The organism is Tautonia sp. JC769 (genome assembly GCF_040717455.1).
In the GTDB taxonomy this organism is placed as follows: Bacteria; Planctomycetota; Planctomycetia; order Isosphaerales; family Isosphaeraceae; genus Tautonia.
On record NZ_JBFEFH010000021.1, the window covers coordinates 86598 to 108446 of the forward strand.

18 protein-coding genes are annotated in these 21849 nt (G+C 69.4%); 10 read left to right on the top strand and 8 right to left on the bottom strand.

Going from position 1 to position 21849, the window contains the following annotated elements; translation table 11 throughout:
• Positions 1–234 precede the first annotated feature (234 nt).
• Positions 235–1845, top strand: coding sequence for an arylsulfatase (locus tag AB1L88_RS19250; RefSeq protein WP_367098311.1), 1611 nt, complete (start codon positions 235–237; stop codon positions 1843–1845).
• A gap of 27 nt (positions 1846–1872) precedes the next feature.
• On the opposite strand, the gene AB1L88_RS19255 is transcribed toward AB1L88_RS19250, so the two are convergent.
• The 4 genes from AB1L88_RS19255 to AB1L88_RS19270 form a co-directional block, all read right to left on the bottom strand.
• The gene (locus AB1L88_RS19255) at positions 1873–3327 is read right to left on the bottom strand and encodes a hypothetical protein (RefSeq protein WP_367098312.1); all 1455 of its coding nucleotides are present in this window, start codon (positions 3325–3327) and stop codon (positions 1873–1875) included.
• A gap of 63 nt (positions 3328–3390) precedes the next feature.
• Positions 3391–4848 (bottom strand): NADPH-dependent glutamate synthase, encoded by a 1458-nt coding sequence (gene gltA, locus AB1L88_RS19260; protein ID WP_367098313.1) that lies wholly within the window; start codon positions 4846–4848, stop codon positions 3391–3393.
• A complete protein-coding gene (locus AB1L88_RS19265; protein ID WP_367098314.1) occupies positions 4845–5756 on the bottom strand; it encodes a sulfide/dihydroorotate dehydrogenase-like FAD/NAD-binding protein in 912 nt (303 codons plus the stop codon). The genes gltA and AB1L88_RS19265 overlap by 4 nt, the downstream gene beginning before the upstream one ends.
• A 202-nt stretch (positions 5757–5958) precedes the next feature.
• A complete protein-coding gene (locus AB1L88_RS19270) occupies positions 5959–6849 on the bottom strand; it encodes a ferredoxin--NADP(+) reductase (RefSeq protein ID WP_367098315.1) in 891 nt (296 codons plus the stop codon).
• Between the two features lie 321 nt (positions 6850–7170).
• Between AB1L88_RS19270 and AB1L88_RS19275 the strand changes: the two genes are divergently transcribed.
• The 3 genes from AB1L88_RS19275 (at position 7171) to AB1L88_RS19285 (ending at position 9837) form a co-directional block, all read left to right on the top strand.
• The gene (locus AB1L88_RS19275) at positions 7171–8184 is read left to right on the top strand and encodes a DUF3500 domain-containing protein (protein ID WP_367098316.1); all 1014 of its coding nucleotides are present in this window, start codon (positions 7171–7173) and stop codon (positions 8182–8184) included.
• A 480-nt stretch (positions 8185–8664) separates the two neighbouring features.
• Positions 8665–9411 carry a VTT domain-containing protein gene (locus AB1L88_RS19280; protein WP_367098317.1) on the top strand — a complete coding sequence of 249 codons (747 nt, stop codon included), beginning with the start codon at positions 8665–8667 and terminating at the stop codon, positions 9409–9411.
• Between the two features lie 66 nt (positions 9412–9477).
• Positions 9478–9837 (top strand): rhodanese-like domain-containing protein, encoded by a 360-nt coding sequence (locus AB1L88_RS19285; protein ID WP_367098318.1) that lies wholly within the window; start codon positions 9478–9480, stop codon positions 9835–9837.
• Positions 9838–9942: 105 nt separating this feature from the next.
• On the opposite strand, the gene AB1L88_RS19290 is transcribed toward AB1L88_RS19285, so the two are convergent.
• The gene (locus AB1L88_RS19290) at positions 9943–10641 is read right to left on the bottom strand and encodes a response regulator transcription factor (RefSeq protein WP_367098319.1); all 699 of its coding nucleotides are present in this window, start codon (positions 10639–10641) and stop codon (positions 9943–9945) included.
• A complete protein-coding gene (locus AB1L88_RS19295) occupies positions 10619–12073 on the bottom strand; it encodes a PAS domain S-box protein (protein WP_367098320.1) in 1455 nt (484 codons plus the stop codon). The genes AB1L88_RS19290 and AB1L88_RS19295 overlap by 23 nt, the downstream gene beginning before the upstream one ends.
• A gap of 286 nt (positions 12074–12359) precedes the next feature.
• Between AB1L88_RS19295 and AB1L88_RS19300 the strand changes: the two genes are divergently transcribed.
• The 3 genes from AB1L88_RS19300 to AB1L88_RS19310 all read left to right on the top strand — a co-directional run bounded on the left by AB1L88_RS19300 (position 12360) and on the right by AB1L88_RS19310 (position 15075).
• Positions 12360–12761 (top strand): response regulator, encoded by a 402-nt coding sequence (locus AB1L88_RS19300; RefSeq protein ID WP_367098321.1) that lies wholly within the window; start codon positions 12360–12362, stop codon positions 12759–12761.
• A 253-nt stretch (positions 12762–13014) separates the two neighbouring features.
• The gene (locus tag AB1L88_RS19305; RefSeq protein ID WP_367098322.1) at positions 13015–14175 is read left to right on the top strand and encodes a HAMP domain-containing sensor histidine kinase; all 1161 of its coding nucleotides are present in this window, start codon (positions 13015–13017) and stop codon (positions 14173–14175) included.
• Positions 14176–14655: 480 nt separating this feature from the next.
• Positions 14656–15075, top strand: coding sequence for a hypothetical protein (locus tag AB1L88_RS19310; RefSeq protein ID WP_367098323.1), 420 nt, complete (start codon positions 14656–14658; stop codon positions 15073–15075).
• Positions 15076–15157: 82 nt separating this feature from the next.
• Here the strand turns inward: AB1L88_RS19310 and AB1L88_RS19315 are convergent, their stop codons facing one another.
• Complete coding sequence (locus tag AB1L88_RS19315; RefSeq protein WP_367098342.1) at positions 15158–15859, bottom strand: SDR family oxidoreductase; 702 nt, start codon at positions 15857–15859, stop codon at positions 15158–15160.
• A 322-nt stretch (positions 15860–16181) separates the two neighbouring features.
• Between AB1L88_RS19315 and lnt the strand changes: the two genes are divergently transcribed.
• Complete coding sequence (gene lnt, locus AB1L88_RS19320) at positions 16182–17924, top strand: apolipoprotein N-acyltransferase (protein WP_367098324.1); 1743 nt, start codon at positions 16182–16184, stop codon at positions 17922–17924.
• A 274-nt stretch (positions 17925–18198) separates the two neighbouring features.
• On the opposite strand, the gene AB1L88_RS19325 is transcribed toward lnt, so the two are convergent.
• Positions 18199–19116: an NAD(P)-dependent oxidoreductase gene (locus AB1L88_RS19325; protein WP_367098325.1), complete on the bottom strand. Its 918-nt coding sequence runs from the start codon at positions 19114–19116 to the stop codon at positions 18199–18201.
• 649 nt (positions 19117–19765) lie between these two features.
• On the opposite strand from AB1L88_RS19325, the gene AB1L88_RS19330 reads away from it, so the two are divergent.
• Both AB1L88_RS19330 and AB1L88_RS19335 read left to right on the top strand, forming a co-directional pair.
• Positions 19766–20350 (top strand): MarR family transcriptional regulator, encoded by a 585-nt coding sequence (locus AB1L88_RS19330; RefSeq protein ID WP_367098326.1) that lies wholly within the window; start codon positions 19766–19768, stop codon positions 20348–20350.
• Positions 20347–21702 carry an HlyD family efflux transporter periplasmic adaptor subunit gene (locus tag AB1L88_RS19335; RefSeq protein WP_367098327.1) on the top strand — a complete coding sequence of 452 codons (1356 nt, stop codon included), beginning with the start codon at positions 20347–20349 and terminating at the stop codon, positions 21700–21702. The genes AB1L88_RS19330 and AB1L88_RS19335 overlap by 4 nt, the downstream gene beginning before the upstream one ends.
• Positions 21703–21849 lie beyond the last annotated feature (147 nt).

A 21849-nucleotide genomic window follows, 5' to 3' on the forward strand; every position in this document is an offset into this window, starting at 1 on the left:
CCTCAACGATTGGATGCAAGCCGGCGGACGGTACCAGGGAACCCCGCGGTCGTCAACGCGAAGATTCTGCAATCATTGAGATCGGCACACGTTCCCCCGACACCGCCGCTCCGACCCGGCCGCGATCCCCGTGCGTCATGCTCCTGGGAGTGGCGACCGATCGCCGGCCGGTGTATCGTCCAACGGTTCCGACGAGCAACCGATATCACGCCCCAACGCGAGGAGCACGAACCCATGATCCCTCGTCCCAGGATGCGACACGTGCTCCGGCAAGGGGCAACCCTCGCCTGGTTGGTCCTGGTCGTGCCCCCCCTCGCGGCCGCGGCCCCGAACGCCGAGGACGGGCCGCGGCGCCCGAATATCGTCATCATCCTGGCCGACGACCTGGGCTATTCCGACCTCGGCTGCTTCGGCGGCGAGATCGCAACGCCCCACCTTGACCGCCTGGCCGAGGACGGCCTCCGCTTCTCCCAGTTCACCAACACCGCCCGCTGCTGCCCGACCCGGGCGGCCCTGCTCACCGGCCTCTATCAGCACCAGGCGGGGGTCGGCCACATGGTGGGCGACCGGGGGTTGCCATCGTATCAAGGCTACCTCAACGACCGATGCGTCACGATCGCCGAGGCCCTGCGCCCCGCCGGCTACGCCACCCTGATGGCCGGCAAGTGGCACGTCGGGTCGGCCCCCGGCCGATGGCCGCTCGACCGCGGCTTCGACCGCTACTACGGCACCCCCTCCGGCGGCGGCGTCTACTTCAAGGACACGCTCCGGATCCGCACCGAGGTCTTCTTCGTCGAGGACGACCGGCGCGTCGAATTCCCCGACGACGGCTACGTGACCGACGTCTTCACCGATCATGCGATTCAGTTTGCCAAGGATGCCGCCGCCTCCGACCGCCCGTTTTTCCTCTACCTCGCCCACATCGCCCCGCACTGGCCGTTACAGGCCGTCCCCGAAGACATCGCCAAATATGAAGGCCGCTACGACCTCGGATGGGATGCCGTCCGCGAGGCCCGCTACCGACGCCAACTCGAAATGGGCCTGATCGACCCGCAATGGCCGCTCAGCCCGAGAGACCCCGAGGCCGCTGCCTGGGACGACCTCCCCGCCGACGAACGCGCCGAGCGTGCCCGCCGCATGGCGATCTATGCCGCGCAGGTCGATCGGCTCGACCAGTCCGTCGGTCGGCTCGTGGCGGCACTCCGCGAGGCCGACGCCCTGGAGAACACGCTCATCCTCTTCCTCTCCGACAACGGCTGCTCGGCCGAAGGGGGCCCCGGCGGCTTCAGCCGGGGGGAAGCCGGAGCCCCGATCGGCACCGGCCTCTCCTACGCCAGCGCCGGCCTGGAATGGGCCAACGCCTGCGACACCCCCTTCCGCAAGTTCAAGATGAGCACCCACGAGGGCGGGATCGCCACCCCGTTCATCGCCCACTGGCCCCGCGGCATCGCCCGCACCGGCCAGATCGAGCACCAACCCGGCCACGTCATCGACCTCATGCCCACCTGCCTCGCCCTGGCCGAGGCCACCTATCCCGGGGCCCGGAACGGCACACCCACCCTTCCCCTCGAAGGCCGCAGCCTCGTCCCCGCCTTCGCGGGCGAGCCGATCGACCGCGGGCCGATCTTCTGGGAACACCAGGGGAACCGCGCCGTCCGACTCGGCGACTGGAAGCTCGTCGCCCCGCACGGGAAACCCTGGGAACTGTACAACCTCGCGCTCGACCGCACCGAGTTGAACAACCTGGCCGACGCCCATCCCCAGACCGTCGCCGAGCTGTCCGCCCTCTACGACGCCTGGGCCGAGCGCTGCGGCGTCGCCCCCTGGCCCATTGCAAGGCCCTGAGGCGAACATCCCCGGCCGCTCATGCCATCATATGCCCGGATAGACGACCTGAATCATCAGTTGCATCACCACCACCTGCACCGCCATGAGCAGGGTCGTCACCCCCAGACTGACCGCCCCTCCCCCGAGCCGGGCCAGCCCGGCGGCCGAGGCGGCCAGCAGCATCGGGCAGAACGGGATCCAGAGCCGGGCCACCTCGCTCAGGCTGCGCCCGGTCAACGTCAGCAAGACCAGGACCCCCAGCGCGATCCACGACACCCGAGGTGCCCGGCCGCTCGCCAGCCCCACCACGGCCCAGACCGCCGCCGGCACGCCGAGCGCCACGGCCAGCTCGATCGGGTTGATCAGGAGCCAGGCCGCGTAACGCCTCGGGTGTTCGACATAGAATCCGGCGTGATTCGCCTGATTCCACCACCAGATGACGAAGGGGTTCGCCCCGGTCGCGAGCCATCCCAGCAAGGTCGGCGTCAGGAACCCGGCCCCCGTGGCGAGGATCAACCCCGCCCTGTGCCGGATTGAGACCCCGGGGCTCGTGGCTAGCATGAGGCCGACCATCAACCCCACCGCCAGGAACGCCAGGGTGAACACCATCCCCACCGCCAGGATCACCCCCGCCGCCCCCGCCGCGATCGGCCCGCGACGGGTCGCCAGCGCCAGGGCCGCGGTCGCCAGCAAGGGGAACGCCGTGTCGGCCGTCGGCTGGAACAGGATGGCCGCGGGGACCAGGGGCCACAGGCTCGCCGCCGACCACGACACGGCCGCATCGCACCCCGAGCCTCGCATCAAGAGATACAGCGGCACCGCCGTACCCGCGCAGGCCAGCAGCGTGAGGGCGCCGATCAGGACCAACGCCGCGCGATCGGCCCTCGGGATCGGGCCGAGGATCTCGCGGAAGGCGTTGGCCAGTTCCGCCGGCAACGCCTCGTCGAGGGTCCGAGCCAGGGCCGGAAACGCGTTCATCACGGCCAGCGCCCCCCGGGTCGTCAGGAACAGTCCCGGGGGATGGGTGCCGATATGATAAACATCCTGCTCGCGAATCCATTCGGGATAGTCGCCGAGGAACGCGGCGACGTCCCCCATCTCCGACCGGGCAACGGTGTAGTACCCGCTCGACCCGCTCAGCCCGAGCGTCACCATCTTGGCCAGGCCGTATCCCGGCGGCGCGGCCATCAGCGCGGCAAGCTGGGCGAAGACCCCCATGCCCAGCAAGGCAGCGAGCCAGGCCGCCTCGCGCCGCCTCGGTCGCGTCGATCGGCCCAGGTCGCGCCGACCGATCGCCACGAAGCCCGCATACAACACCAATCCGACCGATCCCAGCCCGACATTCACCGCCACCGGCTCGACCGCGTCGCCGAGCCGGGCCCAGGTCCACTCCCCCGGCACCCCCAGCGGGATCCTCGGATCGCGGAGCACCAACGCCAGCCCCACCAGGAGCAGCACCGAAACCACCAGCACCAGCAATCGAGCAACGCGAAGCGACATGGCAGATCAATCGTGTCCCTGACAATCACTCCGGCTGCCCGCCCCTGCCCCCTTTCGCTCGGGTCAAGCAGGCGAAGGGGTTTCCCCATCCCAGCGGCCGGAGTCGAGATACTCCCGGATCGACGCGGCCGCGGTGCGACCGGCGGCCATCGCCAGGATCACCGTCGCCGCCCCGGTCACGATGTCCCCCGCGGCGAAGACGCCGCGCTTCGACGTCCGCAGCGAGTTTGGGTCGGCCGCGATGTACCCCTTGCGGTTCGTGACCATGTCGGGGGTTGATGACTGCACCAGGGGATTCGCCCCCGTGCCGAGCGCCACCACCGCCATCGCCACCGGCAAGTCGGACTCGGACCCGGCGATCGGCACCGGCGCGCGTCGGCCCGAGTCGTCCGGCTCGCCCAGTTCCATCCGAATGCAGCGCACCGCCGTCAATCGGCCGTCGTCGTCGCCGAGGAACGCCACCGGATTCGCCAGGGTCAGCAGCTCGATCCCCTCCTGCTTGGCGTGGCGGACTTCCTCGACCCTCGCGGGCATCTCGGCCTCGGTCCGGCGGTAGATCAAGGTGCTCGTCCGGGCCCCCAGGCGGGCCGCCGTGCGGACGGCATCCATCGCCGTGTTGCCGCCGCCGATGACGGCGATGTCCTGCCCCCGGCAGTCGAAGACCGGCTCGTCGTAACGGGGGAACTCGTTGGCGTGCATCAGGTTCACGCGCGTCAGGAACTCGTTGGCCGAGTAGACGCCCGAGAGATGCTCGCCGGGAATCTCCATGAACTTCGGCAGGCCCGCGCCCGTGGCGACCAGCACGGCGTCGTAACCGTCCTCGGCCATCAGTTCGTCGATCGTCACCGTCTTGCCCACGACGACGTTCGTCTGGAACGCGACCCCCATCTGCCGCAGCACGTCGACCTCGTGCCGGACGATTTCCTTCGGCAGGCGGAACTCGGGGATGCCGTAAATCAAGACACCGCCGATCTCGTGCAGCGCCTCGAACACCGTGACCGCGTGCCCCCAGCGCACCAGGTCGCCCGCGGCGCTCAACCCCGCCGGGCCGGACCCGATGATCGCCACCCGCTTGCCCGTCGGCGGGGCAATCTCCGGAAGTCCAACCGCGCCGTGCTCGCGTTCGTAGTCGGCCACGAACCGTTCCAGGTAGCCGATCCCCAGCGGCTCGAACTTCTTGCCGAGGATGCAGCACCCTTCGCACTGGGTTTCCTGAGGACAAACGCGCCCCGTGATCGCCGGCAGCACGTTGTCCTCGCGAATCTTGCTGGCGGCGCCCAGGTAGTCGCCCGCCGTGATCAGCTCGACGAAGTCCCTGATCTTCACCCCGACCGGGCAGCCGGCCACGCAGGCCGGCTTGGCGCATTCGAGGCAGCGCAACGCCTCGGTCGTGGCCCCGAGGACCGTGAGCCCCCGGTTCACCTCGGCGAAGTTGTGCCGGCGGAGGTCGGCCTCCTGCTCGGGCATCTCCTGGCGGGGGATCTTCGTCCGTTCTTTCGGGGGCAGGGTGTTGCGGCTCATCGGGACGCCACCTCCGCCAGACTCTCGTCGGCCTGAGGCTCGTCGAGGCGGCACGAGCGGCGGACGCATTCGATCGCGGCGATCGGGTCGGCCCGGAAGGCGTCGAGCGCCTTCGCCTCGCTGACGGCATAGGTCCGGTTGCGCCGGGCGAGCACGTCGAAGTCGACGATGTGGGCGTCGAACTCCGGCCCGTCCACGCAGGCGAAGCGGGTGCCTTCTTTCGTGGCGACGCGGCAACCGCCGCACATGCCCGTGCCGTCGACCATCAACGAGTTGAGGCTGACGATCGTCCGGATGCCCGACGGCCGCGTCATCTCGGCCACCGCCTGCATCATCCGGACCGGGCCGATGGCCAGCACCAGGTCGATCCGGCTGCCTCGCAGGATTCGCTCGCAGAGCGGGTCGATCACCACCCCTTTGCGCCCGTAACTGCCGTCGTCGGTCACAATCTCCAGCTCGTCGGCGATCTCCCGGAGTTCCGGCTCGAGCAGGACGAGTTCCTTCGTCCTGGCCCCGACGATCACCACCACGCGGTTGCCGGCCTCCTTCATCGCTCGGGCCGTCGGCCAGGCGATCGCCGTGCCGACCCCGCCGCCGATGACCACCACGGTGCCGTACTTCCGCACGTCCGACGGCTTGCCGAGCGGCCCGACGAGGTCGAGCACCGCGTCGCCGGCCTCCAGCATGTTCATCAGCCGGGTCGTCTTGCCGACCCCTTGCACGATCAGCGTGATCGTGCCGCGATCGGGGTCGCCGTCGGCGATCGTCAGGGGAATCCGCTCGCCTCGCTCGTGCAGGCGGACGATGACGAACTGCCCGGCCTCCCGCTTGCGGGCGACTCGGGGCGCCTCGATCACGAATCGCTTGATCTCAGGCGCGAGAAATTCAGCCTCGAGGATCGGGAACATGATCGTGTACCGGACGGGGTGAACGCGGTCGTGGAACCGTTACCCGTCGACACCCGACGGGCAATTGCCCCGCCCTGAGGCTCGGAATGGGACCAGCGTGGCGCCCCCTCTTGAGGCGCAGCTCGCACCATCATCCTAGCAAGAATCGCCCTTGCTGAACAGAGAATCCCGCCCAATCCCCCCGCGATTCGTGCCGGTGGAATCAGTACGTCTCGATCAGCAGTCGCCCCGAGTCTTGCAAGACGCGCCGGAAGTCGGACCAGGAAATCCCGTCGCGATCGGCCCGCTGCCGGAGCACCCCCTCGATGTGGTCCTCCATCCCCTTGATCCCGCAAATGTACAGGAACGTCTCCTGCCGATCGAGCAGGGCCCAGACCTCCTCGAGCTGCTCCTCCATGCGATGGTGGACGTACATCCTCGCGCCGCCCGGGGCGTCTTCCTCGCGGCTCAGGGCATAGGAGACGCGGAAATTGGGGTGGTCCCGCCGATAGGCGTCGAATTCACCCCGATAGAGGCACTCGCCGAGCGACCGGGCCCCTTCGAACAACCGGACCTGACCTTGCCAGTCGCCCCGCTCGACAAAGAGATGACGCAAAAACCCGCGAAACGGCGACACCCCGGTCCCGGTCGCCGCCAGGATCAGGTTCGATCGCGGGTCGTCGGGCAGGACGAAGCTCCTCCCGAACGGCCCGGTGACGGCGATCTCATCCCCCGGCCGGGCATTGCACAGGAATTCCGACGAGGGACTCCCGCGCAGGGTGCCGGCCTCCGGGTCCTCGACCATCACGCGCTTGACGCAGATGGCCACAAGCCCTTCCTGCCCGGCCTCGCCCCCCCGGGACGAGGCGATCGAATAGAACCGCACGGTGCTGGCGTGGCCCCGGTCCTCGACCCCGGGAATGATGATGCCCAGGCTCTGGCCCTCTCGGTAGGCGTAATCGAGGCCCGAGAGGTCGAGCACCAGGTGCCGGATCTCCGCCACCCCCTCGGGCGTCAGTCGGACGTTCGACGCCACCCGGGCAAGCCCCGGAGCGTCGGTCTGGTAGCGCGGCGAGGGGACGTTGGGCGGAGAATCGGGGGCATTTCGAGGCATGAGTCGTCAGGGCTCGGTTCGAGCGCGTCGGCATCCGGGGTCGCATGATCGGGCGGGCCCCACCGCGGGGCGCCACGAGTTATCTTGGACCCATGCCCCCGGAGGGTCAACGGCATCCCCCCGCGTTCGATTCGCGAATCCGGCCCGGTCCTGCCTGGCGATCTGTTGAACACTCGCTACCATGACACGAAGGAAGCCGGAACGGGGCGGTCGGCCGTCCCGGGTCGAGGGCCGGGGGCACCCGGGCGATCGGAGATCGCCCCGGGGTCGACGCCGTCGCCCCCTACCGATATCGCCAACGCCAACCGGGGAGCGATCCGAATGCGCGGACTGAAACCAAGCCTCGCCCTGGGCACGATCGGGGTCATCAGCCTCGCCCTCTGGGCCGGAGCCGCCGCCGACCGGCCGGGGGCCGCCATGGCCACCGCCGCCGAGCGGTTCCTCAATGCGCTCGACGACCCGAACCGTGAGCTGGCCACCTTCACCTTCGACGACCCCGAACGGCTCAACTGGCACTTCATCCCCCGCGAACGCGAAGGCCTGCCCGTCAAGCAGATGACCCCCGAGGAGCGTTCCCTCGCCATGGGCCTGCTCGCCACCGGCCTCAGCGCCGAGGGGACCCTCAAGGCCACCACCGTCATGAGCCTGGAGCAGATCCTCCACGAGATGGAAAATAACGCCCCCCACCGCGACCCCGAGCTCTACTTCTTCAGCATCTTCGGCGAGCCCTCCGACCAGGGGCGCTGGGGCTGGCGGGTCGAAGGGCACCACCTCTCGCTGAATTTCACGATCGAGGACGGCGAGGTCATCTCGGCAACCCCCGCCTTCTTCGGCGCCAATCCGGCCGAGGTCCGCCAGGGGCCCCGCGAAGGGCTCCGCACCCTGGCCGAGATCGAGGACCGTGCCCTCCGCCTCGTCCAGGCCCTGAGCGACGAGCAGAAAGCCGCCGCGATCGTCTCCGAGACCGCCCCCGACGACGTCCGGTCCGCCAACGACCCCCAACCGCCGGCCGACGAGCCGATCGGCCTCTCCTACGCCGAGATGACCGAAGCCCAGCGTGACATGCTCCGCACCCTCGTCGAGGCCTACGCCCTCGACATGCCCGCCCGGGTCGCCGAGGCCTGGCTGACCGAGATCCGAGACGCCGGCCCCGAGAACGTCTCCTTCGCCTGGTTCGGCGCCACCGAGCGCAACCAGCGGCACGGCTACCGCGTCCAGGGCCCGACCTTCCTCATCGAGTTCAACAACACCCAGAACAACGCCAACCACATCCACAGCTTCTGGCGGAGCATGCTCGGCGACTTCGGCGAGCCCATCGCCGCCGCCGCCGAGTGATCGACCGCGACCCACCGACCGATGCGACCCAAACGAGCCATCCGGCACCGAACCCGATGACCCCATGACCCCGCCCCCCCGTTCGTCCCCGGACGACCTGGGGGACGGGCCCCCGGGCTTTCCCCATGCCCCGAACCTGCCACGGTCCTCGTCGACCTGGCAATCGCTTGAAACGCCCAACCGTCCCAGATCCCCGAACCTCGCAAACATCGCATGACCGGGACGCCTCGCGTATCCTTCCATCCCGCCCCGGTTCCGCGAACTTCCCCCGACCTCGGCGGAAACACCCCGAGGCGCTTTGCGTCGAGCCGTCCCCCGGGCCACACACACCCTTGAGATGTTCCCTTGGGGCGGCCGAATCACGCCTCTGCGTGACACACATCGTCTTGAATGAATCCCAGCGATCATGGATTCATGGATAAGCGTTGATTTTTGGGAACATGGGTCCTCCTCATCGGCCCGTTGCGTAGAAGACCTGCCATGAGCACGGAGGAGACCGACGCGCCGCTCGACCGCCGAGCCTCGCGGGGCGAATCGCTCCGGGCGGCGCTGCGGTGGTTGCTGTTACCCCTGGTCCTGTTCGGGCTCGCCCTGCTCTGGCGCAGCCTGCCCGTCTCGGACTGGGTCGAGCAGCACGTCCTCCCGGCGATCGATCGGGCCGGTGGGTGGGGCTATCTCGCGTTCGTGGCCGTCTACGCGACGGCCGTGGTCGCGATGGCCCCGGGGACCGTCCTGACGCTGGCCGGCGGCTATCTGTTCGGCCCCGTGCTCGGGGCGGGGCTGGCGCTGGTCTCGGCGGCCCTGGGGGCGTCGATCGCCTTCCTGATCGCGCGTCGGGTCGCCCGCCAGGCCCTCCGACGCCGCATCCAGGCCGACCGCCGCTTCCGGTCGCTCGACCGGGCCGTGGCGCGGCGGGGGGCCTGGGTGGTCCTCCTGCTCAGGCTCTCTCCCGCCGTACCCTTCAACGTCTTGAATTATGCCCTGGGATTAACGGGTGTCCGCTTCTCGACCTATGTGCTTGCAAGCCTCGTCGGCATGGCGCCGGGGGCCCTCGTCATCGCCTTCATCGGTGCCTCGGCCGGGAACGAGCGGCCGGCCTCGATCGGCTGGGGGGGGTGGATCGCCCTGCTCCTCTCCGCCCTGCTGACCGCGACGGCCCTGGCCGTCATCGCCAATCAGGCCCTGGCCCAGGCCGGCGCAGACGAACCCGACCACTCCCCGAACTGATCCCCGACCGACCGACTCCCTCCCCCTTTCGATCAATCACCCTCCTTCCCTCGGGAGTTCGCCCCAATGACCCAGGCGACTGACGTGCGGCGCTGGACGCCGCTCGAACTGAACGAACACTTCCTCGCGGGCTCTCCCCTCGTCCTGCTCGATGTCCGCGAGGACCTGGAACGTCACTACTGCACCATCGACGCCCCGGAAACCATCCTCGAAGTCCACGTGCCGATCGGCGAGGTCTCCAAGCGGCTCGACCTCCTGCGCCGTTGCCTCGACGGCCGACCGCTCGTCATCTACTGCCATCACGGCGTCCGGTCGCTCGCCACCGCTCGATGGCTCGCCGCCCAGGGGCTCGAGGACGTCGTCAACCTCGAAGGCGGCATCGATGCCTGGTCGCTGACGATCGACCCCACCGTCCCCCGGTATTGAAGCCGGCACGCGTCGCTCCCGCCGCGTGCCGCCTCCCCTCCCCGATGATGTCCCTCCCCAGACCTCCCCCGATCGTGCCCTGCCCCTTCGACATGGCTCAACCGGTCAGCGCGATTCCAGGACCCACTGGGTCGCCGCCCGGATCAGCTCGGCCCCGTTGCGCAGGCCGAGCTTGATCTTGATCCGTTGCCGGTAGGTGTCGATCGTGTGCACGCTCAGGTGCAGGCGTTCCGCCACCTCGGCCGTCGTCAGGCCCGAGCCGATCAGCCGCATCACGTCCAGCTCGCGGTCCGAGAGGGTCGACTCGGGGGCCGGGACCGGCGCGTTCTCCTCGCCCAGGTTGCCCGGGCGCCCCACCACCCGGCGCAACATCTGGTGGGCGGCGGCCTCGCTCAGGAAGATCTCCCCCGCAAGGACCCGCCGAATCGCCTCGATGATCCGCCCCGTGGCCGCCTGCTTGGTGATGTAACCCATCGCCCCGGCCCGCAGCGCCCGCTCGGCATAGAGCGACTCGGGATACATCGACCAGACCAGCGTCTTCACGGTCGGATGGCGATCCTTCAGGCGTCGGATCAAATCGAGTCCGCTCTCGGTACCGAGCGCGATGTCCACGACCGTCACGTCCGGCCTCGTCGCCTCGGCCTCGGCCAGTGCGCCGTTCAGGTCGGCCGCCTCGCCACACACGACCAGGTCCGGGCACCGGGCGATCCGGAAGCCCAACCCCTCCCGGACCGCCGGATGATCGTCAACTATCAAGATTCGGGCAGGAGCTTCCGAGACCTCATGGTCGCTCGGATCGTGCATGATCATCATTCCTCCCTTGCACCGCGCAGACGACCAGCGTCCCCCCCTCGTCTCGCGACTCGATCCGCAATCGGGCCCCGATCAATTCCGCCCGGTTCCGCATGATCCGCAACCCCATGCCATCGCCGTCCTGTGTTCCTGGCGGCCAGAACCCCCGGCCGTCGTCGCGGATCTCCAGCCTGACCTCGTCCCCTTCCCGGCTCAACCGAATCACGATCCGCCGAGCGTGGGCATGACGCACCGCGTTCGAGACCGCCTCCTGGGCGATCCGGTACAACTGCGTGGCCGTCTGATTGTTCTCGACCCGGACCGTCTCCCGGCACTCGAATCCGCAACTCAGCTCGTGATTCGACCCGATCCGGGCCGCCAGGTCGCTCAGGGCCGACATCAGGCCCTCGGCATCGACCTCGACCGGCACCAGGCCCCGGCTCAGGTTGCGCATCCCTTCCTGCACGCGGCGCAATCCCTCCGAGACCCGATGTACCAGCGGCGTCTCGGGCGACTGACACTCCTCCATCGCCTCGACCAGCGACTCGACCATCAGCGCCAGCCCGGTCAATTCCTGCCCCACATCGTCGTGCAAGTCCTGACCGATCCGCCGTTGCTCATGCTCGGCGACCGTCAGCAATTGCGCCTGCATGGCGCGCCACTCGGACAGATCCCGCATGATCACCGAGTACAGGTCCAGCGCATCGACCCTGCTGATCGACAGCTCGACCGGCACGCTCGCGCCGCCCTTGCGTCGGATCGCCACCGGCGGCGTCCCGGAGAGCCCCCGCCCCGACTCCAGCGACCGGAGCCGCTCCAGGCCCCCCTCCGGGAGCACTCCGGAGAGCGAGGGCATCATCATCAAGACACTCTTCCCGATCACTTCCCCGCGACCGTAGCCGGAAAGCCGCTCGGCCGCGGCATTCATCGCATCCACAACACCCTCGCCATTCATGGACAGGATCCCGTCCGCGGCCGTCTCGATCACCGTGCGTAGCCGATACTCGCTCTCGTGCAGCGCGAGCTGCACCTCCTTCTGTTCGGTGATATCGACATACGAGAGGATCGCCCCCCCATGCTCGACCGGCAAGGCCGCCGCGAGCATCAGGAACCAGCGTGTCGTCCCCGAAGTCTGGCACCGCGTCTCCAGGGTGAACGACTCGCGGCAGCCCGTCAGCACCCGCTCGATCCCCGCCAGGGCCTCGGCCCCCCCCGCCGACCCGTCCTCCACGGCAGCCCGGCACACCTCCAGCGCATTCGCCCCCGGGCCACACCGCGACAGGTCGCCCCCATTCTCGAGGGCGAACCGCTCCCAGCGGCGGTTGACCGCCACCACGGTCCCCCCCCGATCGAGCAGGCACACGTGCGCCGGCAACGCCTCCAGCACCGCCCGGATCGTCTCGTCGGCGATCTTCGACGCGTCTCCCCGATCGAACCGAGCCACAGCACACCTCCCGCGCTCACCGACCGGGCCGACCGCCCCCGGGCACCAGTGCGCCCCCCGTGCCTGCCACCTTCCACCATACCCGTCCGGGCCGCCGCGCCCAGCGACATCAGCTCGACTTGTCACGGAATTCACCACAGACGATTCATGATTCTCCTGATTGCATCCCCCTTGAACATGCCATACCGTTGACACCCAGGATCACGCCAGTCATCGTGTTGGCAACTCGCATGGACGTGCGAATACTTTTTATAGCAGAAATAGCTTTAACTAGGCGAGCATTTCGATGCCAGTTCACTTGCTCCTCGCCGAGTCCGATGCCACACTGCGCTCGGAGCTGGCGGGCTATTTCGCCTCCCTGGGCTTCCAGGTCGAGACCGTCAACGATGCGCTCGAGTGCCTGGAACGGCTCCAATCCCTTCAACCCGAGGCACTGGTGATCGACGCCGATCTGGCCTGGGGGGGCGGAGATGGCCTGCTTCGCCTGATCCACGAGCGGATGCCCCTGATGCCCCCGGCCGTCGTCGCGATCGGCCGCGAGCCGTCGCCCATGTTGGCCGACCGCATGGGCCTCCCGCCCATCGCCTGCCTGAGCAAGCCCGTCCACCCCAGCTCGCTGGTCATTCGCATCCTGAGCCAGTTGGTCGCGACGGCCGAGGCCCCGATTGCCGCGGAGGCCTGCCTCTGATCCGCTTCGTGCGGCTCCTCGTCGCGTGGCCGCCCTCCGGGGGGCCCAGACTGCCGCCGTCGGGTGTGGACTCGCCGACGAACACACCCTCGCCCCGCCCGTCGACTCGACGCTGTCCCGACAGGCTCTCCGTCAGGGCCACCCCCTCCCCCCGCAGCTTCGTCATGGTGTTCGAGGCCGCCCCGGGGGGCGACGGTGCGACGTCGCCGCATCGTCAAGGGCGTCGCCCGCCTTTCTGCGAAGGACTCCCCCAATGATCGCGGGAACTCTGGAGATCTTGGTCGTCGAGGATGAGCAGGACGCCCGCGAGAATCTCCGCGACCTCCTGGAACAGGAGGGCTACCGCGTCACCCTCGCCCGTTCCCTCGCCGAGCTCGATGCGCTGGCGCCGGACGACTGGAGCCATTTCGATGTCGCCGTGCTCGACCGGCGATTCCCGGAAGGGATCATCGATCCCCTGCTGCCCCGCATCCGCCGACTCGCCCCCCACTGCGCGCTCATCCTCCTGACCGCCTGGTGTGAGCAGGAAGGCATGCTCGCCGCCCTCCGCGGCGGGGTTGCCGATTACCTGACCAAACCCCTCGACCCCGACGTGCTCCGCGCCAGCCTGCACCGGCTGCTCCGGCTCCGAGAGGCCGAGCAACGCGCCCAGGCCGCCGAGCAGCTGGCCTCGCTCGGGCAGATGCTCGTCGTCCTGGCGCACGAGGGGCGCAACGCCCTGAACCGCGCCAAGATCGCCCTGCAATTCGTCAAGGCCACGGGCGAGGGAGACCCGCAGCTGGCTCCCGTCCTCGAAACCGGCCTCGCCGGCTGCCGCGACCTGGAACGCCTTTTTAACGACCTCCGCCACCAGGCCGGCCCGATCCAGCTCGACCTCCATCCCTGCGACCTCTACCGGGTCGCCCGAGACGCCTGGGACGACCTGGCAGCCCGCCGGGCCGGCCGCTCGGCCCGGCTCATCCTCGAGGGTGCCCAGGAGGCCCGCGACTGCCGGGCCGATCCCTTCCGGATCAAGCAGGTCTTCCGGAACCTCTTCGAGAATTCCCTGAACTGCGCCACCGATCCGGTCGAAGTCCGGGTGGCCTGCAAGGCCATCGCCCCGCAGGGCAGGCCGGCGCTCCGGATCTCGGTCCGCGACAACGGCCCGGGCTTCTCCCCCCAGACCCGCCGCCAGGCGTTCAATCCCTTCTTCACGACCCGCCACGACGGCTCGGGACTCGGCCTGTCGATCACCCGACGCATCGTCGAGGCCCACGGCGGCTGGATCACCCTCACCCCCTCCTCACCGGGCGCGGAGGTGCTCATCCTCCTCCCCCTCGAAGGTCCCGACCCCGCGCTCTCGATCCTCGAGACCGCGACCGCCCTCCTCCCCGACCCGATGTTCCACGACCCCGCCGAACCCATTCCCCGGTAGGCGACGACGCCCTCCCCTGAAAGCGGGACGGGCCCCCGGTTTACCCATTTCGAGAATTTCTCCGAATTTTCTCGGAGAGATGGCTCAACATCCCCTGTAAAATCGCATGATCTCAACAGGCGGGGAGTCCGCCAGCCCCGTCCCGCGAGGGCCGCGATCATGCATGAGCCGTTCACGATCTCGACAACCCGCGATCGTCCCGCGACCAGGCGCCCTCCCGAGGACAGCCTCGCGCCCCTGGTCCCGGACCCGTGCGCCTGCCTGTAAGGTCCTCGTTCCGATCGGTCTGTTCTGTTCTGTGATGTGCTGACCTGACGCGAATGCGGCGTCGCCCGACCGGGACGCCGCCCAGGATGCGAAACCGTCTCCACCCGGCCCGGGTCGGGTCGCGCGCCGATCGAGCGAGCGCCCCCGGGTCGGCGTGCCCCCCCCTGTGCGGTCCTGTGACGCCGAAACCACGCCACCGAGAGGAGCGATGCCGTGACGATCTCGTATCCGATCCTGTCCTTCGCCCAATCCATGATCGTCGCCCGGGCGGCTCGGTACACGGCCGGCACCGTCATGGGCCTGACGATGCTCACCTGGATCGCCAACCGCGCCGGCTCTTCGACCGAGGTCGTCATCCATGTCACCGAGGCGAACGTCGAGATCCATGTCGGCGGGCACTCCTTCCGGATCGACGAGCGTTCCTATGAGCCGATCCTCCTCCATCTCCACCCCGGCCCTTACGAACTGGTCATGACCCGATCCGGCCGGGTCGTCTCCCGAGAGGCCTTCGAGGTCCGCTCGGGAGAGGCGTGCGTGCTCACCGCCTACGACCCCGAGCGCCGAGGCCCCGATCCCGGGCTCCCCTCGCCGCCCGGCGGCCCCAACGAATTCCGGCGACCACACGAACACTAACTCATACAGTTTCATCCAGGTTAACCGACGCGACCTCGTGCGCACCGGCCCCGCGCGATCATCCCGACCGATCGCCGCCCGGTTACTGCCCGGGGGCCGTCACCGACGCCCCGTTTTGCTTCGGCCCCAGGCCCAGCAGGTACGGCACCGTCGACTCGGCCCAGCGATCGGGCGACGCGTAGTTGCCGGCCGAGGCCCCGAACGTCGACCGGAGCATCTCCGTGTCGATCACCCCCGGGTTGAACGCCACCGCCGCCATGCCGTCGGGGAGTTCCTGCGCCATCGCCTGCGTCAGCCCCTCGATCGCGAACTTGGTCGCGCAGTAAGGGGCCACCTCGGCCGAGGTCGATCGCCCCCAGTACGAGCTGAAATTGACGATGACCCCCGTCCCCCTGGCGACCATCGCCGGGACGAACGCCCGAATCACATTCGCCACTCCCTTGATGTTCACGTCCACCACCCGATCGAATTCCTCCGCCGGCACCCGCCAGAGCGGCGCATTCCGATTGATGAGTGCCGCGTTGTTGATCACCAGGTCCGGCACGCCGAAGCCCTCGAGCAGCGATTCGGCCCAGCCAATCACCGCGTCGTGGTCCGTCACATCCACCACCGCGAACCGATGCGGCGCCCCGAACGACTTCGACAGCTCGGCCACCTGATCGGCCGACCGGCCGCATCCGGCCACCGCATGCCCGCGACCGATGAAGCCCTCGGCCATGGCCCGCCCGAGCCCTCGGGTCGCTCCCGTCACGAGAATACGCTTCGATTGTGGTCCAGGCACGATGTCGCCCCCTCGGGTCCCCGGATCGTCGCAACGGGCAGCCGTCCCGGTCGGCCCCGCGACGGCTCGCGACGCGGCGCCGGCTGCCCCCCCTCCCCTCCATTCTCGCCCGAGTGCCCGCCGTGCGGAACCCGTCTTTCCCCGCGGCGCCCGACCTCTCGCCGGAGGAATTCGTATCCACAAACGGGGGCATTTCCGGTTTGATGTCCCCGACCGCCCGGCCGGGGCCGCATCCGCGACCCCCCATCGGCCCTCGGATCAACGCCCCCGGACCCGCCCAGAACCGCCACGGAGGCGCCGGCCGATCGACCGGCGCGGGGATCTCATGTCGCAGCCGACCGCCGCCGAACCCTCCCCCCGAGCCGCCCCGGCGCGCCCCTCGGCCGACCCGAAACCCGGGCCGCATCCCGCCCTGCTCGGGGCGATCTCCGGACTCCTCCTGGCGTTTGCCTTCGAGCCGGTCGGGGCCTGGTGGCTCGCCTGGGTCGCCCTCGTCCCCTTCCTCCGGCTCGTCCGCTCCGATCGCCCGGCCCGGTCGGCCTACCTCGGCGCCTGGGTCGGCGGCCTGACCTTCTGGCTCATCGCCGTCGAGTGGGTCCGCGCCTCCGACCCCTCGGCCTGGCCCGGCTGGCTCGCCCTCGCCCTCGTCCTCTCCCTCTGGTGGCCGGTCACGCTCGGCCTGATCCGCCTGATGGTCCGCCGCCTCGGCATCCCCCTGATGATCGCCGCCCCGGCCTCCTGGATCGCCGTCGAATTCGTCCGCGGCCTCTACCCGCTCAACGGCTTCCAGTGGTTCTTCCTCAGCCACGGCACGGCCACCCTCACCCCCTTGATCCAGGTCGCCGACCTGACCGGGGCCTGGGGACTCAGCCTCCTGGTCATGCTCGTCAACGCCTGGCTCCTGGAACTGATCGAACAGCCTCGATGGGTGCAGACCCCTTCTTCGGGCCGTCGGCCCGCCCGGGGGCAATTGATCCGCACCGCCGTCGTCGTCCTTGCCCTCGGCGGCAGCCTCGTCTACGGCGGCGTCCGAGTGTCGCAGGCCGACTTCCAGCCCGGCCCGAAGCTCGCCCTCATCCAGTCCGACATCCCCCAGGTCTTCGGCGGCGGGCCCGACCCGGCCGAGGTCCTCGCCCGCTTCGGCCGGCTCGTCGACCGGGCCGCGGGCGAGCGGCCCGACCTCATCATCCTGCCCGAGACCATGTTCCCCTACGGCTGGATCGACATCGACCCCGGACTCCCCCGCGCCGATTACGCGGCCCAGCTCGACCGCTACTCCCCCGGCTCCGACCCCGACCGCTGGTCCCAGATCGGCGGCGACGTCCGCGACATGCTCCACCGCTGGGCCGATCGCATCGACACCCCCTTGATCGTGGGCATCAACTCCTATTACTTCCAGCCCGGCGGCCTGGCCCGCCACAACACGGCGCTCCTGCTCCGCCCGGGCACCACCGAAACCCAGGCTTACCACAAGCTGCACCTCGTCCCCTTCGGCGAGTACGTCCCCTGGGTCAAGACCGTCCCCTGGGTGCTGGCGCTCACCCCCTTCAGCGCCGACCACATGCCCAGCCTCGACCCCGGCCGCGGCCCCTCGACCCTGAGCCTCGGCCCCTGGCGGTTCGGCACGCCGATCTGCTTCGAGGACAGCGTCCCACACGTCGCCCGGCGCCTCGCCGCCGCGTCCGACGGCCACCCGACCGACGTCCTGCTGAACCTCTCGAACGACGGCTGGTTCCGCGGCACCGCCGCCCACCGGCTCCACCTGGCCAGCAGCGTCCTCCGCGCCGTCGAGCTGCGGATGCCCGTCGCCCGGAGCGTCAACACCGGCACCTCCGCCCTCATCGACGGCAACGGCACCATCCTCGCCGCGCTCGATCCCCCCTCCCGCGACTCGCTCCCGAACGCCGCCGAGGGGGTCCTCACCGTCGAGGTCCCGCTCGACAATCGCGCCAGTCTTTACATGGAAACCGGCGACTGGCTCCCGATCGCCTGCCTCGCCCTCTGCCTCGGCTCGGTCCCCATCGCCCTCGCCCTCTCCTTGCGCGATCGTCGCCGACGCCTCACATGACCCTTCTCTCGTAGTATCGCTTCCAGTCAAACCTGGTGGGATCCGGGTGCCCCGGGTTCCGCGCAGCGGACCCCGGGCCGGGGGGCGGCAGGCCCATGCGACTCCGCCCGGGGTCCGCTGCGCGGAACCCGGGGCACCCGCCGAAACACCGTGAACCCACCGATTCAGACGGGATCCGGGAGTAGGGTGCCGTCGGGTCTTCGAAGACGCCCATCCCGAGTCATCAAGGCTGGGACCCTTCGCCTGTCCCAGCCTTGATCGTCCTCACTCGCAATCAGCCCTTGGCCTTCCAGTCCACGTTCGACAGCTTCGCCAGCGCCAGCACCAGCGCCTGGGTCCCATTCCTGCCGTACCCCTGCGCGGCGACCGCCTGATAGAGCTGCTCGGCCAGGGCCAGGCCCGGCATCGACAGGCCCATCCGGCGCGACTCGGCCAGGGCGATCCCCATGTCCTTGATGAAGTGCTCGACGAAGAAGCCCGGGTCGAAATTCCCCTTGATGATCCTCGGCCCCAGGTTGTTCAGGCTCCACGACCCGGCCGCCCCCGAGCCGACGCTCTGCAAGACCGTCTCCAGGTCCAGCCCCGCCTTGTAGCCATAAAGCAAGGCCTCACACACGCCGATCATCCCGGTCGAGATGAGGATCTGATTGACCATCTTTGTGTGCTGGCCGGCCCCGGGGCCGCCTTGGTGCACGATGGTCTTGCCCATGATCTCGAACAGGGGCTTGACGGCCGCCACCGCCTCGTCCTCGCCGCCGATCATGATCGACAGGCGGGCCTCCTTCGCCCCCACGTCGCCCCCCGAGACGGGGGCGTCGATCGCGTGGACCCCCTTGGCCTTCGCCGCCTCGTAAATCTCCTCGGCCAGCTTCGGCTCGCTGGTCGTCATGTCGACGAGGATGCTCCCCGGCTTCGCCCCGGCCAGCACGCCCGACTCGCCCAGGATCACCTCCCGGACGTCCTTCGGGTAGCCGACGATCGTGAAGATCACGTCCGAGGCCGCCGCCAGCTCGTTCGGCGTGCCCGCCTCGGTCGCCCCCTTCGCGACCAGGGGGGCGCACTTGGCCTTCGTCCGGTTATACACGGTCGCCTTGTACCCGGCGTCGATCAGGTGCCCGCACATCGAGGCCCCCATCACCCCCGTGCCGATCCAGCCAATCGTCGCCTTGCCCGGTGCGATCTCCAGCCCCATCGTTCTCGCCTCTCTCTCGCGTGGTCACGTGAATCTGCCAACAACCGGTCGTCCACCCGATGGTTCCGTCCCCCTCTCCCCGCTCGCGGGGAGAGGGCCGGGGTGAGGGGTCCTTCCGTTCAGAGCCGAGCCTGTCGTCTTGCCCAAGCTCCCCTCACCCGGCCTGCGGCCACCCTCTCCCCCGGTAGGGGCGAGGGTTGAATTGGCCCCCTCTCCCCGCTCGCGGGGAGAGGGCCGGGGTGAGGGGTCTTCGCACTCGAAACCGAGCCCCGCCCAATCGTTCCAGCCCCCCTCACCGGGCCCCCAACCTCCCGATCTCCCAGGTTGGGAGAGCAAGGGAAGAACCGGCCCGGCTCTCGGTAGGCCCCGCTTGATTCGGATGGACGACGACAGCCCGCCACCCTACCAGACCCCGCCCCCGATCGGAAGCAACCCCACCCCTCGCCCCCCCCATCACCCCCTCGGCATAAATTCGGCTCGATTTGTCTTGACGAGCGATCCGTTTTGACTAGAAACTATCAGCGAGACTGACGATCTCTTGTTCTGACGGTTTGCCGGCCTGAAGAATCGCCCGAGTGCGACGTTCAGGCATTTTGGGACATTCGGCGAACCCCTGACGGTTCGAGCGCCCCTTGCCATCCGGAGCTTGATGACGAATCGCCACAACGAATCGGGGGCAGACCCGGAGCCTCTCGCGCTCGATCCCAGGCAGACACCGGCCCGGGAGCGGTACGGGTTCCTGCTCGCGATGGCCGCGCACCGGCTGCGATCGCGGTTCGAGGAGGAGCTGGAGCCCATGGGGGTGCAGCTCAAGCATGTCCAGGTCCTCGCCATGATTTCCCACTTCGGCCCCGTGGCCCAGCAACGACTGGGCGAGTTCATCTGCATCGACCGCACCTCGATGGTTGGCCTCATGGACGAGATGGAGCAACGCGGCCTGGTCCAGCGCCACCCCGACCCGACCGATCGCCGTGTCCACCGCATCCACCTCACCGAATCGGGCCAAGATCTGTTCCAACGGGCGAATGACACGGTAGAAGAGGTCGAGAACGAGGTCCTCGGTCCGCTCTCCGAGCAGGAGCGGCTCCTGCTCAAGTCCATGCTCCAGCGCATCGTCGATCCGGGCGCGTGGTCCGGTTTCGAGCACATTAATATCAAGGTCAGCGGCCGATCGGGCGAGGCGTCGGGCCGACCCGACAGCCCACCGGGCGGCGGCGAGGGACGATCCCGATGATGCCCAAGTTCTTCCGCAACGTGCTCCTGCCGGCCTTGCTCCTGGGCGCGGGGGTCGTCGCCTTCGCCGGCCTGGTCGCCTCCAAGGAGCCCCCCCAGCGGGTCGAACGCGAGCGGGATCTGCCCCGGGTCGAGGTCGTCCCGGTCGGCGACGCCTCGAACACGGGGCTCGGCATCGAGGTCAACGGCACCATCATCCCCAAGCGCGAGATCACCCTCTCGGCCGAGGTCGAAGGGCGGATCGTCGAGCGGACCGAGGCCTGCTGGGCCGGCCGGTCGGTCAAGGCCGGCGACCTGCTCTTGAAGCTCGACCCCCGGCCGCTCGAAATCCAGGACGCCTCGTTCGAGGCCGAACTGGCCCAGGTGGCCGCCGACCTCGACCAGCTCGACATCGAGATCCAGAATACCGAGGAGCTCGTCACCCTGGCCGAACAGGAGGTCGACCTCCGACGCCGCGAGCAGGTCCGGGTCGAGCAGTTGATCGCCCGCAGCGCCTCGTCGGCCTCCGAGCGCGACGCCGCCGACGCCCAGATGCTCACCGCCCGCCAGAACCTCCAGCGCCTGCAGAACGACCGCCGGACCTTCGCCAGCCGACGCGCCCGCCTGGAGGCCCAGATGCGCCGGATCGAGGCCCAGCTCGACCAGGTCGCCTACGACCTGGAGCGGACCACGATCACCGCCCCGATCGACGGCCGGATCGTCGAGGTCCGGGTCGAGCGCGATGCCTACGCCCGGCCCGGCGAGGTGCTGGTGACCCTCGAGGACAGCGCCACCATGGAGGTCCGGTGCAGCCTCCGCCTGGAAGACCTCTTCTGGCTGGCCGGCGGCGACGACCCGATGACCCTCGCCAACGACGACCCGTACGCCATCCCCCGGGCCCGGGCCGTCGTCTCCCGGAGCCTGGCCGGCCGCTCGACCGACTGGGAAGGGGTCCTCTCGCGGTTCGAGGGCACCGGGATCGACGAGCGGACCCGGACCGTCCCCTGCCGGGTCGAGGTGGCCCAGCCGGCCGGCCTGAGGCGCGGCATGTTCGTCTCGGTCACCCTGTTCGGCGCCGAGACCCAGGTGCCCTTGCTCTCGATCCCCCGCGCCGCCTTCCGGCCGAACAACGAGATCTGGATCGTCACCGACGGCCACCTGGAGATCCGCCGCGTCGACCCGGTCCGCGTGCTCGACGATGCCGTCGTGATCCGGGGAGACGGGCCCGGCGAGCCGATCCCGGTCGGAGCGCCGCTGGTCATCTCGACGCTCGACTCCCCCGTCTCGGGCATGGAGGTGGCCGTCGTCGACCCGTCGGCCCCGAGCCCGCCCGACGAATCGGTCGCGTCGGCCTCGACGGCCGAATCGCGATAACTGACGAAGGACCCGTCGGCCGACTCCCGCCGTGCGACCCGATTGCGTCGGGCGGGACGGCCCGACCAGGACCATCGTGTTCCGAGACATTCCGACCCTTTCACCTGGCCCGGCGGTCGTCGGGCCAGGAGCCAGCGTGGCAGCCCC